General features: G+C 69.9%; 14 protein-coding genes and 1 pseudogene. 2 read left to right on the top strand and 13 right to left on the bottom strand.

Features of this window, described 5'->3' with window-relative positions; all coding sequences use genetic code 11:
• Positions 1 to 251 precede the first annotated feature (251 nt).
• The 3 genes and pseudogenes from AC08OU_RS12925 to AC08OU_RS12915 all read right to left on the bottom strand — a co-directional run bounded on the left by AC08OU_RS12925 (position 252) and on the right by AC08OU_RS12915 (position 2,504).
• Positions 252 to 722 (bottom strand): acyltransferase family protein, encoded by a 471-nt coding sequence (locus AC08OU_RS12925; protein WP_462187312.1) that lies wholly within the window; start codon positions 720 to 722, stop codon positions 252 to 254.
• Positions 723 to 826: 104 nt separating this feature from the next.
• Positions 827 to 1,504 (bottom strand): annotated as a pseudogene (locus tag AC08OU_RS12920) (acyltransferase family protein); the annotation flags it as partial.
• A gap of 166 nt (positions 1,505 to 1,670) precedes the next feature.
• Positions 1,671 to 2,504, bottom strand: a complete 834-nt coding sequence (locus tag AC08OU_RS12915) for an SDR family oxidoreductase (protein ID WP_476600106.1) — start codon at positions 2,502 to 2,504, stop codon at positions 1,671 to 1,673.
• A 437-nt stretch (positions 2,505 to 2,941) separates the two neighbouring features.
• Here AC08OU_RS12915 and AC08OU_RS12910 point away from each other — a divergent pair, with 437 nt between their 5' ends.
• Positions 2,942 to 3,178, top strand: coding sequence for an acyl carrier protein (locus tag AC08OU_RS12910; protein ID WP_462187307.1), 237 nt, complete (start codon positions 2,942 to 2,944; stop codon positions 3,176 to 3,178).
• 256 nt (positions 3,179 to 3,434) lie between these two features.
• On the opposite strand, the gene AC08OU_RS12905 is transcribed toward AC08OU_RS12910, so the two are convergent.
• From AC08OU_RS12905 to AC08OU_RS12890, 4 genes are all read right to left on the bottom strand, one after another.
• Entirely contained in the window at positions 3,435 to 3,842 is a 408-nt protein-coding gene (locus AC08OU_RS12905; protein WP_476600104.1) for a PIN domain-containing protein, read from the bottom strand.
• Complete coding sequence (gene vapB / locus AC08OU_RS12900; RefSeq protein WP_462187308.1) at positions 3,839 to 4,072, bottom strand: type II toxin-antitoxin system VapB family antitoxin; 234 nt, start codon at positions 4,070 to 4,072, stop codon at positions 3,839 to 3,841. Before vapB ends, AC08OU_RS12905 begins: the two co-directional genes overlap by 4 nt.
• A gap of 384 nt (positions 4,073 to 4,456) precedes the next feature.
• The gene (locus AC08OU_RS12895; RefSeq protein ID WP_476600102.1) at positions 4,457 to 8,992 is read right to left on the bottom strand and encodes a cation-translocating P-type ATPase; all 4,536 of its coding nucleotides are present in this window, start codon (positions 8,990 to 8,992) and stop codon (positions 4,457 to 4,459) included.
• Between the two features lie 124 nt (positions 8,993 to 9,116).
• Positions 9,117 to 9,791 carry a hypothetical protein gene (locus tag AC08OU_RS12890; RefSeq protein ID WP_476604968.1) on the bottom strand — a complete coding sequence of 225 codons (675 nt, stop codon included), beginning with the start codon at positions 9,789 to 9,791 and terminating at the stop codon, positions 9,117 to 9,119.
• A gap of 670 nt (positions 9,792 to 10,461) precedes the next feature.
• Between AC08OU_RS12890 and AC08OU_RS12885 the strand changes: the two genes are divergently transcribed.
• Entirely contained in the window at positions 10,462 to 11,337 is an 876-nt protein-coding gene (locus tag AC08OU_RS12885) for an SDR family NAD(P)-dependent oxidoreductase (RefSeq protein ID WP_476600098.1), read from the top strand.
• Here the strand turns inward: AC08OU_RS12885 and AC08OU_RS12880 are convergent.
• The 6 genes from AC08OU_RS12880 to AC08OU_RS12855 all read right to left on the bottom strand — a co-directional run bounded on the left by AC08OU_RS12880 (position 11,225) and on the right by AC08OU_RS12855 (position 16,353).
• Positions 11,225 to 12,292, bottom strand: a complete 1,068-nt coding sequence (locus tag AC08OU_RS12880; protein ID WP_476600096.1) for an LLM class flavin-dependent oxidoreductase — start codon at positions 12,290 to 12,292, stop codon at positions 11,225 to 11,227. The two genes, AC08OU_RS12885 and AC08OU_RS12880, sit on opposite strands and share 113 nt — an antisense overlap.
• A 74-nt stretch (positions 12,293 to 12,366) precedes the next feature.
• Positions 12,367 to 12,945: a hypothetical protein gene (locus tag AC08OU_RS12875; protein WP_462188305.1), complete on the bottom strand. Its 579-nt coding sequence runs from the start codon at positions 12,943 to 12,945 to the stop codon at positions 12,367 to 12,369.
• 105 nt (positions 12,946 to 13,050) lie between these two features.
• On the bottom strand, positions 13,051 to 14,127 hold the full coding sequence (locus AC08OU_RS12870; protein ID WP_476600094.1) for a hypothetical protein: 1,077 nt from the start codon (positions 14,125 to 14,127) through the stop codon (positions 13,051 to 13,053).
• A 129-nt stretch (positions 14,128 to 14,256) separates the two neighbouring features.
• Positions 14,257 to 14,742 carry a hypothetical protein gene (locus AC08OU_RS12865; protein WP_476600092.1) on the bottom strand — a complete coding sequence of 162 codons (486 nt, stop codon included), beginning with the start codon at positions 14,740 to 14,742 and terminating at the stop codon, positions 14,257 to 14,259.
• Positions 14,743 to 14,989: 247 nt separating this feature from the next.
• Positions 14,990 to 15,877 carry a hypothetical protein gene (locus AC08OU_RS12860; RefSeq protein WP_476600090.1) on the bottom strand — a complete coding sequence of 296 codons (888 nt, stop codon included), beginning with the start codon at positions 15,875 to 15,877 and terminating at the stop codon, positions 14,990 to 14,992.
• Positions 15,874 to 16,353 (bottom strand): OmpA family protein, encoded by a 480-nt coding sequence (locus tag AC08OU_RS12855; protein ID WP_476604967.1) that lies wholly within the window; start codon positions 16,351 to 16,353, stop codon positions 15,874 to 15,876. Before AC08OU_RS12855 ends, AC08OU_RS12860 begins: the two co-directional genes overlap by 4 nt.
• Positions 16,354 to 16,546: the final 193 nt, after the last annotated feature.

Genomic DNA, 16,546 nt, shown 5'->3' with positions numbered 1-16,546 from the left:
GGGACGTACTTCCCAAACAGGCCCTAATAGCCGTGCTCGCCCGCCGCGACGGATTTCCCTCCTCTTTCCGCATCCACAGACGCGACACAATCCTGACCGATCGCGGTCAGGAAACACCCACTGGCACCACTTCCGCCCCCACCGGGTGAGACCGGGACCCAGCCACGGCTTCGTTGCCAGCTGATCACATCACCAATCAAACCGACCTCTGAGCTCCGGCCCCGCCGGGTTGTCCATGGCCATGACCGCAGTCACGCCAGGTCCCGGGCCGCTGGCACCGCGCTCGCAGACTCCTGTGGGATCCGCGGTGGCACATCGGGCAGCAGGCTCCGGTAGGCATGACGGGGGGACGATCGTGACCGGAGTACCCCCATCAGCCATCGGCGGGCCGGGCCTTCCACCGTGTGATGCAGGACCGCGGCGAGGGCGAAGGACAGGGCGAAGTCGGCGAGGATGGCGAGCGCCGTCCCGGCCGCGGTGGTGGCGTCGACCCAGCCGAGTTCCCCGCTGATCGTGAGTGCGGCGGGGTGAACGAGATAGAAGGCGTAGGAGATCTCGCCGAAATAGACGAGTGGGCGGGAGCTGAACACCGGAATCCGGCGGCCGTCCGCCTCACGGGTGCCGGCCAGGAAGATGATGATGGCAAACGCCGGCAGTGTGAGCGTGTCGATGAATCCCTGTAGATGGCCGTAGCGGTAGCCCAGGAGTATCGAGACAACCAACCAGGCGTAAGCATCCGACGTTGCCACGGCGTTGCGCGGGCACCCTCACGAGCCAGCAACCCAAGGGCCACGCCAAGGACGAACTCGCCGAGCCGCACCGCCGGGTTCGCGTACGCGGCAAGATCGAATCGAGAGCCCGCGGCGCTCGCCACACATGACACGGCCGCGGCAGGGAGAACGAACAGGAGCGCGGTGCGGATGCGTTCGGGGTTGGTGCGGGTCGCGAACCTGCGGTACACGTATGGGAAGACCAGGTAGAAGAACGCCTCGCAGGACAACGACCACAGCACGGCACCACCCCAGCCGAAATAGATCGACTGGGTCGGGACCCAGGCCTGGACGAGGAGCAGACTCGGCAGGATGGCGAGGGGCTTCGAGCCGAAGTCCCCGAGTGTCTCCAGCGGCCACGCGATCGCGAGCCAGATCCAGATGGCGGCGAAGTACAGAGGATAGACCCGGGCGAACCGGCGCCAATAGAATTGCCCCACGGCGATCGGCCTGGCCGCCCAGGTGAGGACGAACCCCGACAGCACGAAGAAGAACGTGACGCCCACGTATCCGATGTTGCCTAGCACCGCGACCACAGGCAGAGTCCCTTGGACGTCTGCGTGGATGTGGCGGAGGAACACCAGAGTGGCGGCGACTCCCCGCAGGCCGGTCAACGTGGGCAGCTCCAGCCCGGCCTGAGACGGTGGGAGCTGCCGCGAGGGACGGAAGATCTCCTGCTGGGCAGATTCCGGCGAGGTCCTCCGGGTCAACGCGCCCCCTTGATCGTCAGCCATGCGTGCCGTCCCAGGCAAGGCCGCGGCGACACCTCGGAGAAACAAACACTAACGTAGGTGTTGAATTGTCTATCGAGCCCCGATCGGGTAAACATCGTGGCGTTGGCAGCCGGCTATCGGCCGGACCTGGGACCTGGCCGGCAGTCGCCGCACAGCGTTGTGAGGTCTAGCTCGTCTGCGGACGAGCTACGAACGAGTCCCTTGGTCCGGGTCCATGGGTGGGGCGTATCACGATCTCGGTGATACTCGCGCGGTCGGGAAGTGCCACTGCCCCGGTCACGGCGTCGGCGATGTCGTCGGGCGCGATGAGCAGGTCGGCATTCCACGCCCGCCCCTCGGCCTGGAAGATTTTTTGCTGCATGGGGGTCGCGGTGCGGCCCGGGAAGACCGTGCACACCCGCACCCCGGCAGCCGAGACCTCCGCCCGCAGGCTGTCGGCGATCGCCCGCAGGGCGTGCTTGGCCGCGGCGTACTGGCCGGCGCCGGCGCCGGCGGACAGGCCCTGGGTGGAGTTGATGAACACTACGTCGCCACCGGTCCGGATGAGGTCCGGGATCAGCATCTGGGTGAGCACATAGGGCGCGCGCACATTGACGTCCAGCTGTTCGTCGAGGTCGGCCAGCGGGGCGTCGGTGATCGCGCCGCGGTGGTAGGCCCCTGCCGAGTGCACCAGGATCTTCAGGTCCGTGGGCTGATCACGGACCATGTCGACCAGACAGCCGCGGTCCGCGGGATCGGTGATGTCCGCAGCCTGGTGGTGGATGGTCAGACCGACCTCGTCGGCTTCCTTGACCATCCTCGCCAGCACCTCCTGATCGCGACCGGTCGCGATGACAAGTGCGCCGGCCCGCGCCAACCGAAGGGCGACGGCGCGTCCGATCCCGCTGGAGGCACCGGTGACCAGCGCGCCGCGGCCGGCGAGCTGGGGCAGGTGGGCACATGGACTTCCGCCTGGCAGATGGTCGGCACAGGCGATAGCCAGGTTCTGCTTTGCCGTCACTGCTGGACGCTCCTCGGCAGAGTGGCGCAGGTCGCTAACCCGGACGAACGCGAACAGGTGGCCGCCGGGATCCCTGGACGGGCCCCGTCCGTCAGCGCGAACACGCGTCGATGCGAGTCGATCGCGGTCATCCGCGGCGAAGCAGCCACATCCCGCACAGCTGCGACAGTACCATTACGTAACGGTCGAGTATGCGTTGGCACCCAGGGGCGCGTCAGCTCTCCAATCCCCGCCGGGACGCCATCCCCGACGAACCAACTCTTACGTAACGGTAGAGTTTGACCTGGTGGACGCGGGGTGCCATGCGGGGTGCCATGACGAATCACATCGGGAGGGGCCGCAGAAATGATCAACAGAGGGGATGCCGGCGCTGGCGAAGGCGCCGCGGCTCTGCGGGAGCACGCACTGATCGCCGAGCTGACCACGGTGCCCAGGTAATGACGCAGGAGCGGCTGCAGCAGATCTTCCGGGAGATCTTCGGTGACGACGACCTCGTCATCACCGACGCCACGACCGCCGCCGACATACCCGGATGGGACTCGCTCGCGCACATCAACCTCATCTATGCTGTCGAACGCGAGTTCTCGATCCAGATCGCCGACGAACGGCTCGCGAGTTTCGCCACCGTCGGTGACCTGCGCGAGCACATCGAGGAGCTCAGCGGTGTCCACTGAGACCGACAGCAGCGAACTCGGGGACCCCGGTGACGCTGGAGCGGGGCGGGGACATCCGACGCCGAGCAGCCAAAGTCGATGACCGCCTGGCGGCCCGAAGTGGAACCGTCAACCGCGCCTTCGCCCGCGGCGCAGGCTCCGGCCGCCTCGATGAATTATGATGCCCCGGATGCCGCGGACGCGGACGCGCGGCCGGTTGAACACGAGCCATCCGTCGTCCAACTCGTGGGGTGTCATCGGCGTGGGGTCTGGAGGATCAGGACAATCGGCACAACGGTTGCCTGGTCAGGTCTGCGATCAGTTCGAAGTCCTTGTCGCGGTGCAGGAGCGTGAGCCCGGCGGTTTCCGCTGTCGCTGCGATCAGCAGATCGGGGACGCCCGGGGCCCGATGATGGCCGGCTGCGGCCAGCAGGCCTTGGACCTCGTAGGCGCGCCGGGCCACGGCTGCCGGTATGTCCCACTGGATGACCATGCGTGCGAGCGGCAGGGTGCCGAGGAGCCGGGCGTGCTCAGGGCCGTTGCGGGCCGAGTAGCCCACTTCGAGCAGCGTGACCGCGCAGATGTGTACCAGACCTTGATCGACTCGCTGTGACCAGACGGGTTCGTCGGGATGGGTTGGTATGCGGACCAGTGCCGACTTGTCGATGAGCCAGCTGTCGGTCACGACCAGGCACCGCGCATCACGTCTTCGTCGGCGAGGTCCGAGATCAGGTCGTGGAGCTGCGCCCAGTTCTCCCGCCCAAGAGGGGGACGTGTGTCGCGCGATGCCCGCTCGGCTTCGGCGGCAAGCGTGCGGCGCAGATACTCGACACGCGAGATTCCGGCTCGGGCGGCGGCAGCGTCGAGCTCGGCGAGAACCGCATCGGGTACGTCACGTACGAGGATGTCGGCCACCGGCGCCACCTCGCAGGTTCGATATCAGACTCCTCAATCATGATATCATGACTGCTTCTGTGCAGGCACCTACCCCATTCACCTCGCAACTCACCTCGCACGTACCCAAAGGTGTCCTGATATGCGGGGGCGTCTCCGGGGGCGTCTGCGGAGTCAAAATGAAATAACTTGCGCGTTTCGAACCCTCCACAGGCCTGTGACCTGCGATGATGCTCTCGATTACGTATTTGTTACTTCATTACGTCCCCTGCGGGTCGTGCGTAAGGTCGGCCAACGTCTTCTCGGCGCGTTGAGAATATTTTCGTGGAGCCGCCGACGGGTTTCCAACTAGCGTGCCACGGCTGTTGCCACGTAGGCGGATTATCCACGACGGCAGAGGCAATGCTAGGTGGCGGACTGGGGCCTGGAGGACTGGAGCCTGGAGGGGGCCTGGAGGAAGAAGGAGAGCAACGTCCCCGCCAGCGACGCGCCGATCGCGATCGACCAGCCCACCGGACCGAGCGGGGTGCAACCGAAGAACTGGCTGACGCCTGGCATCTGCACGATGGCGGCCAGGACGACCGCCGAGGCGACGATGCTCAGCAGGACCGTCCGGCTGCGGCCGCCGACGAGCAGTGTCTGGCCCAGTTGTGAGCCGACGAGCGCGGCGAGGCCGACCGTGTTCGCGTGCCGTCGGCGCCCGGTGAGGCGGGCGGTGATCCAGGCACCTGCGGCGGCGAGGGTCGTGGCGACCGTCCGCACCGCGATCTCCCGGTTCAGGGCGGTACCGAGGGAGCGCTCGGGGCCCTCGCCGAGGAGCTGTCCGGTCACCTCCGGATCCGGCTCGCGCAGCGCGACGGCCAGGGCCGGGGCGAGATCGGTGAGCAGATTGACGAGCAGCAGTTGCCGCGCGGACAGCGGCGATCGCCCGGTGGCCATGGAGCCGAGGAGGGTGAACGCGATCTCGCCGAGGTTCCCGCCCACGAAGATGCCCAGGGCCTGGCGGACCGAGGCCCACATCGAACGGCCCTCGACGAGCACGTCGATGATCGTGTCCAGCTGGTCGTCCGTCACGATCACGTCGGCGGCGGCCCGGGCCGCCGGCGTGCCGCGCCGGCCCAACGCGAGGCCGACGTCGGCGAGCCGGATGGCGGGCGCATCGTTGGCGCCGTCGCCGGTCATCGCCACCGTCTTGCCCAGCCGCTGGTAGGCCTCCACGACCCGCACCTTGTGCAGCGGAGTGCCCCGGGCGATCACGGCCACCCTGGGCAGGACCGCGTCCAGGGCCTCGTTGTCCATGGCCTCGAGCTCGGCACCCGTCAGCATGATCTGGTTGTCGGTGAGCACTCCCAGCTCGGTGGCGATCGTCCTGGCAGTGGCCGGATGGTCTCCGGTCATCATCAGCACCTGCACGCCCGCGGCGCGTAGCGCCTCCAGCGACGCCCCGGCCGTGGTCCGGACCGGGTCGGAGAGGACAAGGAAGCCGAGGAAGGTCAACTCGGCCACGCTGTCATCGGTGAGTCCCTCGTCCGCCGGTCGGGGCGCGGAACCCAGGTCGCGATCGGCCACCGCGAGGACGCGGTAGCCCGCGCCCGCGAGCCGGCTGTGCTCCTGGATGAGCCTCGCCCGCCGGCGGTCGTTCAGCGGTGCCGTGCCGTCGGCGGTCCGGAGGCGGACGCACCGTGGCAGCAGCACCTCGGGCGCCCCTTTGACGCTCAGCAGCGTGGTCGTGCCGGCATCCCCCACTGCCGCGTGGTAGCCGCGGCCCGGCTCGAAGGGAAGCGAGGCCGTCGGCGACCACACGGCGAGACCGTACTCGCGGGTCACCGCAGCCGCGGCCGCTCCCTTCTGCACCGCGCGGTCGGTCGGATGCGGCAACTTCTTCTTGCCTTTGCCGCGCGGCGTGGCGCGTAGCCCGGCGGCCAGCACCCGCCGATGCGTCGGTCCGAACTCGGTCGCCGCAGCGGTATGCGTGCCGTCCGAGACGGCGTGCAGGCGGATCCTGCCCTCGGTGAGCGTTCCGGTCTTGTCGAAACCCAGCACGTCCACCCGGCCGAGGGTCTCGATGGTGCGGGGGTTGCGTACCAGCGCGCCCCGCGCCGAGAGCCGTCGGGCGGCGGAAAGTTGGGCGGCGGTGGCGAGGAAGGGCAGCCCTTCGGGCACCGCCGCGACGGCGAGCGCTACTCCGGCGCTGAGGGTGTCCCGGATCGGCAGGCCACGGATCAACCCGGAGGCCAACAGTGCCTCGGCGGCGCCGAGCGCCACCGGAATGGTGAGATCGGTAATTGTGGACAGTCGCGCCTCGACGCCGCTGAGCCGGGCGGGACCGGCGGTCGCGGCCATGCTGCGCCCCGCCTCGGTGGCCGGGCCGGTGGCCACCACCACGCCGGTGCCCCGCCCGCCGGCGACGGTCGTTCCTTCGTAGATCATCGAGGAGCGGTCCGCCAGGTTGGCGGCTGCTACTGGTCCGGGCGACTTCGTGACCGGCATGGACTCGCCGGTCAGCGACGACTCGTCGACGTCGAGTCCCGTCGTCGACAGGAGCCGGCAGTCCGCGGGGACGACATCCCCGGCCCCGACCATGATGATGTCGCCCGGGACCAGGTTGTCCGCCGGCAGCTTGGTCTCCTCGCCGTCCCGCAGCAACCGGGCCGGAACCGCCGAGACAGCGAACAGTCGGGCGAGCGCCCGGTCCGCCCGTAGCTGCTGGACCGCGCCGGCGAACGCCGAGCCGATCGCGACGCTGAGCACCAGACCGGCGTCCAGCACGGAACCGGTCGCGGCCGACAGCGCGGCGCCGCCGAGGAGGACGGGGGTGAGCGGGTTGGCCAGCTCGGCCGCGAACGCCCGGACGAGGCTGGGCGCGGTCGCCTGCATCGACACCGCGCCGTCCTGGCGGCGTCGCGCCGCATCCTCGGTGGACAGTCCACCCGGGCGGCTGTCCAGCCGAGCCAGGCAGTCCTCGGCCGGCAGGATGTGCCACGGGGTACGGGGGACCGCGAGCGGCGGGGGGCAGCGACCCAGTTCCCGCGCCGCCCAGATCCCCTCGCCGAGGGCGGCGGTGACCGCCGCGGTGACCATTGTCATGGCCCGGGACACCAGCCGCGGGTCGGCCCCGGTAAGCATGGCCAACGCGCCGGCACCCGAGCCCACCTGGGCGAGCCGCACCGCGTGCTGGCTCACCCGGGCGGCCGCGGCGACCGCCTCGACCACGAGGCTGGCGGCGGCCAGGTCATTCCCGACCAGGATGTGCGCCCCCCAGGCCGGCGAGCCGTCGTGGCCGTTCACGCCGACGCCGCAGTCCGCGGTGCCGACCGCGGCCCGTCGGCGGGACACGACCAGGACGCCGCCGCGCTCGGCCTGCAGACCGCGGATCGCGCCGACGAGCCGGTCCCCCCCGGGTACCCCGGGAAGGTTGGTGTCCTCCGCTGTTCCGCCGGCGCCGGCGGGAAGGTCACCGGCGACGAACACCGCCCGCCCGGAACGGCGGCAGGCGGCCAGCAGGTGGTGGCTCCCCTCCGCCCGCCCGGGTACGATCGACACGATCGCCATCAGCCTGCTGCCCTGAGCCAGACCGAGCACCGTGTCCGCCCCGGACCGGGCCAGTTCGCGGCGCTCCCGGACACCGGTCCGGCCGCGCAGGCCGAGCTGTTCCACCGGCCCGAGGGCCCAGCCCTCCGCGGTGGCGACGGTGCTGATACCGGCCGGACGGAACAGGGCGTGCGCGCGGACCGCGACGTCGCTGCGGTCCGCACCGGCCAGCGGCACGACGTCGGCGATGATGCGTTCCTCGCTGCGCAGGACGTCGGCGTCGATGACGATGGTGTCGACGCGGTCGAGCACCCGCAGGGCCGCCGAATCCATGACGTGGACGCCGCGACGCGCCAGGACGCGGGTCAACTGGGCGGCGAAGCCCTCCCGCCCGACCCGGGCCGGGCGTGGCAGCGAGGTGGCGGCCAGCGCCGCGGCACGGCGCGGATTCCCGGTGGCGGCGGTGGCGGCCGCGAACCCGCCGAGTCCGGCGAGTACGGCGAGGTCGGCGTAGCGATCCACGGGACCGTCCGGCAGCGGCCGCGGCCGTTCGGTCACCACCGGCTCGGCCGCGGCCCAGTCCGGATGACCGAGCAGCTCGTCCCGAGCCGCCAGGAAGGTGTCTCGGCGCGCACGCGCCTCGCCCAGCATGACCATCCGGTAGCCGGCGTCGACCGCGAGACCGAGATTCCCCTGCGCCAGGGCGAGGGCACCGGCATTGACCAGCCCGAGGACGACGTCAGCCCGGCCCGCGCCGAGCATCTGCTCCACCCACCGGCGTAGCCGGGGTTGGGTGTCGACGAGGGTGACCAGCGATGCGATCTCGATGGGCAGCGGCACCGCCCGGGCGAGCCGGCCCGCTGACGCCAGCGCGAACGCGACCCCGTCGGCGGCCAGTGCCGTGGCCGTCCGGCGGATCGGCGCCGCGAACCTCGGTACCGCTCCCGGCCTCGGTTCGAGCGCGACGCCCTCCACCCGGCCGAGGGCCGCGACCAGATCGTCAAGGGCGGGGGGCGGTTCGGCGAGCCCGATCAGGACACATTGCAACGGCTCGTTGACCCGGGCCCACGCCACCCCGGGCTGATTCTCCAGTACTCGTTCCACCTGCCGGCGACGGGATTCGCCGGCCGGCCCGGAGATCCCACGGACCCCGAGACTGAGGAGGCGGTAGGCGCCGGCCTTCTCCCGCGGTTCGCCGGCCGCCGTGGAGCCGGCGATCTCGTGATCGACGCTGTCGTGATCGACGGCGCGGGGCGCGGGGGGCCCGAGTGCGGGGGAACCGGGCTTCGAAGCCGGACTCCACCCGGTCCGGGCATGGGCGAGAACCGTATGGGCGAGAACCGGCTGGACCACCGCCCCCAGGAGGGCGCTCGGCACGCGCAGGACGGTCCGGGCTGCGGGCAGACGCATCCGCGCGGCCTCCTCCTCCTCATTGCATGATCATCGCGTGCGGCGGGCGCGGGCCACGGCTGCCTCGTAGTCCTACCGACTACCCTCTCCGCCCGCTTACTAACTGATCGTTCTAGGCGGTCGGTTAGAACGAGGACCGGACGCCGTGGCTCTGCACCGCCCCCCGGGCGGTGGCCAGCGCCCGGGGCGAGAAGATGATGTTGGACTGGTCCATGAAACTGAAGGCGAACAGCCCGTCCAGGCTGAGCTTGCGCGCCTCGTCGCCGGCGAGCAGGGCGTGCATGTCCGCGTCCCAGACCGCCTGCGACCCCGACTTGAAATGCGCCACCATGACCGGGCCGTACTGTCCCAGCAGCTTCGTCATGTTCCGCACGTCGGCGGCGTTGGAATCGTTCCCCATCGCCTGGAAGCTCTGGAAGTCCGACGCCCGCAGCACGTCCGCGAAGTGTGTGATCAGGGAGCGGCCGCCGCCCTTCACCGGATCGTCCCAGCGGCTCTGCCAACCGCCCCAGCCCAGCGACACCCGGGCGTTGGGCGCCCCGGCATGGAGGATCTCCTGGGTCGCCAGGTACCGGTCCTGCAGAGCCCGGTAGTAGTTCGTGGTCTCGGGCGTGGCGGCCCACTCGTTGGACTGGCACGGATATGTCTGCAGCTCGGTGAAGAGCGTGACGTAGAGCGCCGGGCCGTTCGCGGGCCCGGCGAAGATCGAGGCGAGCTCGCGGGCGTCGGCGAGAAAGGCGCCGGACAACGGGTACTCCCGGCCGCAGGCGGGGCCATGGGAGGTCTGGAAGGTCCCCACGCTGCCGGTGCCGTCGAGCCAGACGACGAGATGAATGCCGTGTCCGGAATGGTAAACTTCGGGAATTAGGTCCGCCCGCCACTTCCGTAGGAAGCTCAGGTCGCCCGGGCCGTTGTACCAGGTGGTGAGAAAGTCCAGGTCTCCGGCGAGCGGCGAGGCGAGGGCGCTGTCGAGCGCCGGCCCGAGGCCAAAGCGCAGCTTGCCCGGCTGGGTCGCCGGGACGGGTCGGATTCCCGCCGCCAGGGGCCGGGCCGCGGATCCCCGTCAGCGAGTGGTCCATGGGCGTCGTGTGGTGTACGGGCGACGGGTAGGCCGGGAAGACTGGCCGCGCTGGTGGGCCCTGGCCTGTCCGGGCTACTGGACCCGTCCGGGCTGCTGTCGTTGTGGCCGCGGTGTTCGTGACCGAGGGTCGCGACAAGAACGGCACTCATGGCGAGGAGGACGAGGACGAGTGCGCCGGGATGTCGCGACAGTCGACTACGTATGGACACGATCCTCCTGCCGCGGCTGCCGGGTAGCGGCGAAAGTGTAGTTGATTAGACGCGCATCGGAGTTATTTTTTGCGGGCGAGTCGAGCGGAGCGGGTGAGGGAATCCGACGATGATGGCGTTTCCTGGCATCGCCCCGTGGCGCGCCCGCCCGCGCGGAACCCCGGCTGAGCAGGAGAAGCATGACCGCCGACCCGGATCTTCGGATGAGCACCGCTCTCATCACCGGCGCATCCTCGGGCATCGGCGCGGCGTTCGCCGAGGCGTACGCGGACCGTGGAGCCCGGCTCGTCCTCGTGGCGCCGTCCGAACCGAAGCTGTGGATGGTCGCGGAGCGCCTCGCTGCCCGGTACGGCACCGAGGCGCACGTCATCGCGGTCGACCTCGCCGACGAGCGTGGTCCGGACCGTCTCGCCGAGGCGGTCGCCGAAGCGGGCCTGGAGGTCGACATCCTCGTCAACAACGCCGGGTTCGGGACACGCGGCCCTTACCATGAGCTGTCCGCCGACCGGGATCATCGTGAGGTGATGCTGAACGTGGTGGCCGTCGAACGGGTCGCGCACCTGTTCCTGCCGGGCATGGTGGCCCGGGGCCGCGGCACGGTCATCAACGTCTCCTCCACCTCGGGTTTCCAGGCCGTCCCGTATATGGCCGTCTACCGGGCCTCGAAGGCCTTCGTCCTGTCGTTCTCGATCGGCCTGTGGGCCGAGTACCGTCGGCGGGGGGTCCGCGTCCTCGCGTTATGTCCCGGACCGACCGACACCGAGTTCTTCGAGGTGCTGGGAACCCGGATGTCCGCCGGTGGCCGGTTGCGGACCACGGACGAGGTGATCGCCACCGCGTTCCGTGCCCTCGACCGCGGCCAGGCGTATGTCATCGACGGACGGCTGAACTACCTGGCCTCCGCTGCCTCCCGACTGCTGCCGCGCGGACTGGTTGCGCGGATCACCGAATGGGTACTGCGCCCCGGCCGCTCGCGGCCGCCGGACCCGCCGACGTCAGTCCGCCGAGTTCGGCTACCAGCTCGTAGGAGCGGATCCGGTCCGCCAGCCGGGTGACGTTGGTGACGACCATGACCTCGTCGGCGCCCGTCTCGTCGAGCAGTGCGTCGATCCCCGCGCGAACCGTCACTGGGGAGCCGACGATGTGCGAGGCGGTGGCGGCCTCCGCGATCGACCGCTCCCGCGAGGTCCACGGGTAGGCTGCGGCCTCCTCGGGCGAGGGGAACACCCCGGGGCGGCCGGTACGCAGCCGCAGCATCGCCAGCCGCTGCGGTCCGGCCAGCCACTCCGCGCGCTCGTCGTCGGCGGCGCAGAGTACCGCGGCGGCGACGAGCGCGTACGGTCGCTCCCGGCCGGGCGAGGGACGGAAGGACTTCCGGTAGAGCTCCAGCGCCGGCACTGTGTTCACCGAGCTGAAATGGTGCGCGAACGCGAACGGCAGGCCGAGCATGCCGGCCACCTGGGCGCTGTAGCCACTCGATCCCAGCAACCAGATGGGCGGCACCTCGGCCCGCGGGAACGCGGTGACGCCGTGCCTTGGGTGCGAGCCGGGGAAATCCCCCCCGGCCAGAAAGGTCGTCAGTTCGGCGAGCTGCGCGGGGAAGTCGTCGATGGCCGGCAGGTCGCTGGTGCGGCGCAGAGCCCGGGCGGTCGCGGGATCGGTGCCGGGAGCACGGCCGATACCCAGATCGATCCGTCCCGGGAAGAGGGTGCCCAACGTGCCGAACTGTTCGGCGATGGCGAGTGGCGCATGGTTGGGCAGCATCACCCCACCGGACCCCACCCTGAGGGTGGTGGTGGCCGCGGCAACCTGGCTGATGAGGATCGAGGTCGCCGAGCTTGCGATCCCCGGGATGCCGTGATGCTCGGCCAACCAGTATCGGGTGTATCCGAGCCTTTCGGCATGTCGGGCGAGTTCGAGCGTCCCGCGGACCGCGTCGGTGGCGGGGACGCCGGTGCCCACCGGGACGAGATCCAACACGGACAAGGGGACAGGTCGGGTCGGGCTCACGGCTGGTTGCAACGAAGCATCCGGCCGCGCTCTTCCCCGGGCACCGCGCTCTTCCCCGGGCACCCCGGGGGCCATCAGCCGCCGACCGTCTCCATGTAGTCCTCGGCCACCTCGTCGAGATCGTCCGTCGGATAACCGAGGGCGACGCGCACCCGCCGCCGGCCGACCAGCAGGAGATCGAGCATGAAGTCGGGGACCGTGGCGTGTTCGCAGCGGTGGTAGCCCATGGTGAACCAGGCGTGGGCGTCGGTGAGCAGGCCGATTGACTCCAGGCTCTCGGCCACGGCCTCGTAGACGCCCGGATCGACCGACCGGGACGCCTTCAGCTCGGCCCGCAGCGCGGCCGCGTCGTCCGGCTGCCCGTTGCGCAGCAGGCCGTCATGCAGCCAGACGCGGGGATCGACCAGGCACCCGCCGCCGTCCGCCACCGCCGCCCGGTAGCAGCGGATCGCCTCGTCCCAGTCGTCCGCAAGCCCGTACTGGCTGCCCGCGTCGACCAGCAGGGACGCCCGGGTGACGCGTTCGCCGTGCGTCTCGCTCCGTTCGGCCAAGGCCTCCAGAGTGGCCGCCGCGCCGCGATGGTCGCCGTTTCCCGCGGCCTTGAAGACGATCTCGTCTACGTCGTCATCCGAAAGGCCGTCATCCGAAAGCATGGGAATAGTGTCACCCCCGGTCGTGGGGCCGGCACGCGGGTGGCGTGCTCTTCGATGGCGGTCTCACATGGTACCCGTCGGCCGGATCAGTACCCGTCGGCCGGATCAGGATCGACGGGCCATTTTGAGGGTCTTCTCCAACTGGTCGCGGTCCACCTCGGCGACCCGGCCGTTCGTCGGGACGGTCGGGATGTGGCCACCGCCGAGGACGAGGTCGGTGGTGTGTCGCAGGCCCATGTCCTTCTGCTCCACGTCAAGGATGGCCTCCTCGACCCGGTAGAGCTTCTCGATCCTGGAGACCTTCGCCTCGACCTGGGCCGCGACGATGCGCAGCCGCCGTTCGGCCTTGGCCAGCCGCCGTTCGAGTCGACGGTCGACGATGTTGGGCATCGGCTCGTCCCGTTCCGTCGGGTCGTGCAGGTAGAGTTCGACCGCGACGGCGACCAGCGGGATCAACGCCTGGAACACGATCACCGCGCTGCCGGTGCTCTCGCCGGCCGATCCCTGGGTGCGTACCAGCACCCCGGCGATGGACAGCAGCAGGAAGATCGCGGTGGTGAGGGTCAGGGCCAGCGGCGACGATTTCGACTCCACCAGCTGCTCGCGGATCTCCGGATCGATCTTGAATCGGCCCGCGTCGGCGTCGGCGAGCATCTGCTTCTGGGCCCGCGCGAGGATCGACGCCTTGATGCCGTGGGCGAGCGCCACCCCGGCGATGAACACGGCGACCCCCAGCAGGCCGCCCAGCCACCATTCGGGCCCGTACCCGCCGACGTCGGCGAGGACGGCGTAGGACTGGGCGAAGACGTAGAAGTCCAGCGCCGCGAGCACCGTCAGCACCGCGGCCCGGGCCGGGCCCGCCAGCGCCATCTGCGGGATGTGTTCCTGCACCCCGACGCTGCGCCACAGCCGGCCCTGTTCGACCTTGTTCTTGATCAGCTCGGTCCGCCGCTCCCGGCGTTCGGCCCGGGAGTCGATCTCCATCCGGAGTTCGGCGATCAGCTCTTCCAGGGTCCTCCCGTCGGCCCGGACCGCAGCGCGGACCTCCTGGACCTCCGCGTCCTCAAGGCTCTTGAGGACCTTCGGGCGGGTCTCGGCGCCCGCCAGCGCGATGTCGGCGTCTCCCACCCGGCGGATGAGCTGCTTGGCCAGACGCCCTGGCTGGTTTTCCCTACGCAGCACCTTGGAGGTTCCTACTTTCCGATCTCGGTCCTTCCGGGTTCGACCGGACGGGTTCGACGGGACATTCGACGAGAGGTTCCACGGAGCTGTCGGCGGCGTCGTCGGCTGCTGGTCGGTGTGGTCGGCGGGTCAGTCGATCGGACGGGCGAAGGTGCCGCCGACGAAGCAGAGCATGGCGCAGACGATGCCGAGCACCGAGGCGACCATCGCCTCGCGCGCACCCTGGGCCTCGTCACCGGAGAAGACCATGGTCAGTACGAGCGTGCCGACCCCGACGACCGCACCGACGGCCCCCAGCAGGAATCGTCGCTGGATGGTCTCCCGCGGCGGCAGCCTGGACAGCGCGTCGATCGGGGCGATCCGGCCGGCCCGGGCCTGGTTGCCCACGCGACGGCGGATGTCGCGCAGTCGGAAGGTGTTCCCGGTGATGAAGAAGCTGAGCGCGGTCACGATCATCGAGCCGGTGACGGAGACCTTCGCGAACGACGACGACAGGGTCAGCCAGACCCAGATCTCCAGCACCGCGAGCATGAGCAGGCAGCTGGTGATCACGACCGTCGAGCGCATGAGGGCCGGGCTGAAATGCTGCTCCTCGGGCTCGTGAAGAACACCCATGGGTCGCCTCCTTGCGTGGGTTTCCACCGGTGCTGTCGCGATCATCAGTGGCTCGGATGTGTCGGCGTGGTGCGCGCCGCGGCGGATGCGGGCGGGGTGTTCCGGGATCTCGGGTGCCCCGGCGACGGTCGCGGCTGGACCGGAGGCAGCGGTGAGAGTGGTCAATGCAGTGCCGCTTTCGACGGGACCGGGCTGGTCGGGGGCATGAGGATGACGACGCCGGGTGTCCGGTTGGGGCGGAGCCGTCCTAGCTGCAGTCACTGCTGATCCGTCGGCACAGCTCGCCCTTGAGATAACGGGCGAGGTCCTGCTGCGGGCGGTCCGCCGATCCCTCGTTGACGCCGATGAAACGCACCTTGCCGTTTCCGACGGAGGTGATCTGCTTCGTCTCGAAGCACCGTTTGACCAGTGCCTCGGCGATCGACACGGAGGCCTTCTTGCCGTCGACGTTGAGGCAGTCGGACTCCTGACCGGTACCCAGGAGGTCCGTCCAGACCAGCACGGTCACCTCGTCGACCTTCACGTCGGGCGTGGAACGGACGGCGTTGATCTTATCGTTGATGCCGGCAAGCAGGCCCGTCACGCTGCCCTTCGGGCTGATCTGCTCGGTTTGGATGATGTGGTCGATCTCCTGGCTGGGCACCTTCGACGCGGCGAGCCGGTCCTTCTCCTCGCGCTGGTCGTTGTTCCGAGTGATCTGGAACATCCGGTCGCCGTGGAAGCAGTCCGAGTAGGTCATCGGGCCGCCGCCGCTGGCGACCAGCCGGATGTACTCGCCGTTCTCCAGCGCGGTGTCGAGATAGGGCTGGGCCCGGGCGGTCACCCGCCCGGCCGTCTCGGGTGAGTTGTCGGACAGGTCGAGAAGGATCAGTAGCAGGGATGCGCCGTTGTCCGGCGCCTTCTCCTGGTATCGGGTGCAGTCCAACGGAGCGGAGGCGTCGGCCTTGCCCAGTAGACCGCCGGTGTTGCAGGCGGTGAGCATCGGCGCCGCGAGCAGCGTCGCCGCGACCAGGCCGGCGAGCCGCCTGCGCCGGACCCGTCGCCGCGGCCCGGCAACCATCAGATCGTCCTTGGTCGCATCCTCGGCCGCCGCCGTGGGAGCGACGGGAACAGCGACGGGAACATTGCTCGTCATCGCAGCACGATCTCCACTCGGCGCCGGCTCGCGTCGGCGACGCCGTCCTGCGCGCCTTCCTCGCCCTTGCCCTTGACCTCCAGCACCGAGCCGGGGATGCCCTGAGTCGCAAGCCACGACTCGACCGCCCTGGCGCGATCCTGCGACAGCCGTAGGTTGTCCTCGGTCCGACCCAGCCCATCGCTGTACCCGATGACCGCGATGTGGCCGGGGTGTTCACGGATCGACGGCAGGATCTGCCCCAACGCGGTCACGGCCTCCCTCCGGAGCTCACTGCTGTTCGAGTCGAACAGGTAGTCGGCGCTGACCGTCGTCACCTGGCTGCCGTCCGGCTGGGTGATGAACTTGCTCAACGGCGGCAGGGGATCAGCCTCGACGGCGGGCGCGATCCGGGTGGCCCGTGGCACCGGGGTGAACGAGGCGGTGTCGCCGCCGCTGGAAGAGCACCCGGCCACGAGCATCAGTGCCGCTGTCATGACCACGCTCGCGCACGCGCGGGCGGCCGGATTGCCGCGTCGCCTGAACGTGACATCTCCGGGTGTGGAGTGAGCGTGATACACGGTCTGCCCCCTAGGGCCTGTTTGGGAAGTACGTCCCGGGGCTGGTCGTGGATCTGATGGTGATTTTCGGATTGCATGATCCGTTGTGTGGCGCGGGGTGACCTGACGA

The sequence above is a fragment of the Frankia sp. CcMO1 genome (genome assembly GCF_977945845.1).
This window is presented reverse-complemented; position numbering and strand designations above follow the sequence as displayed.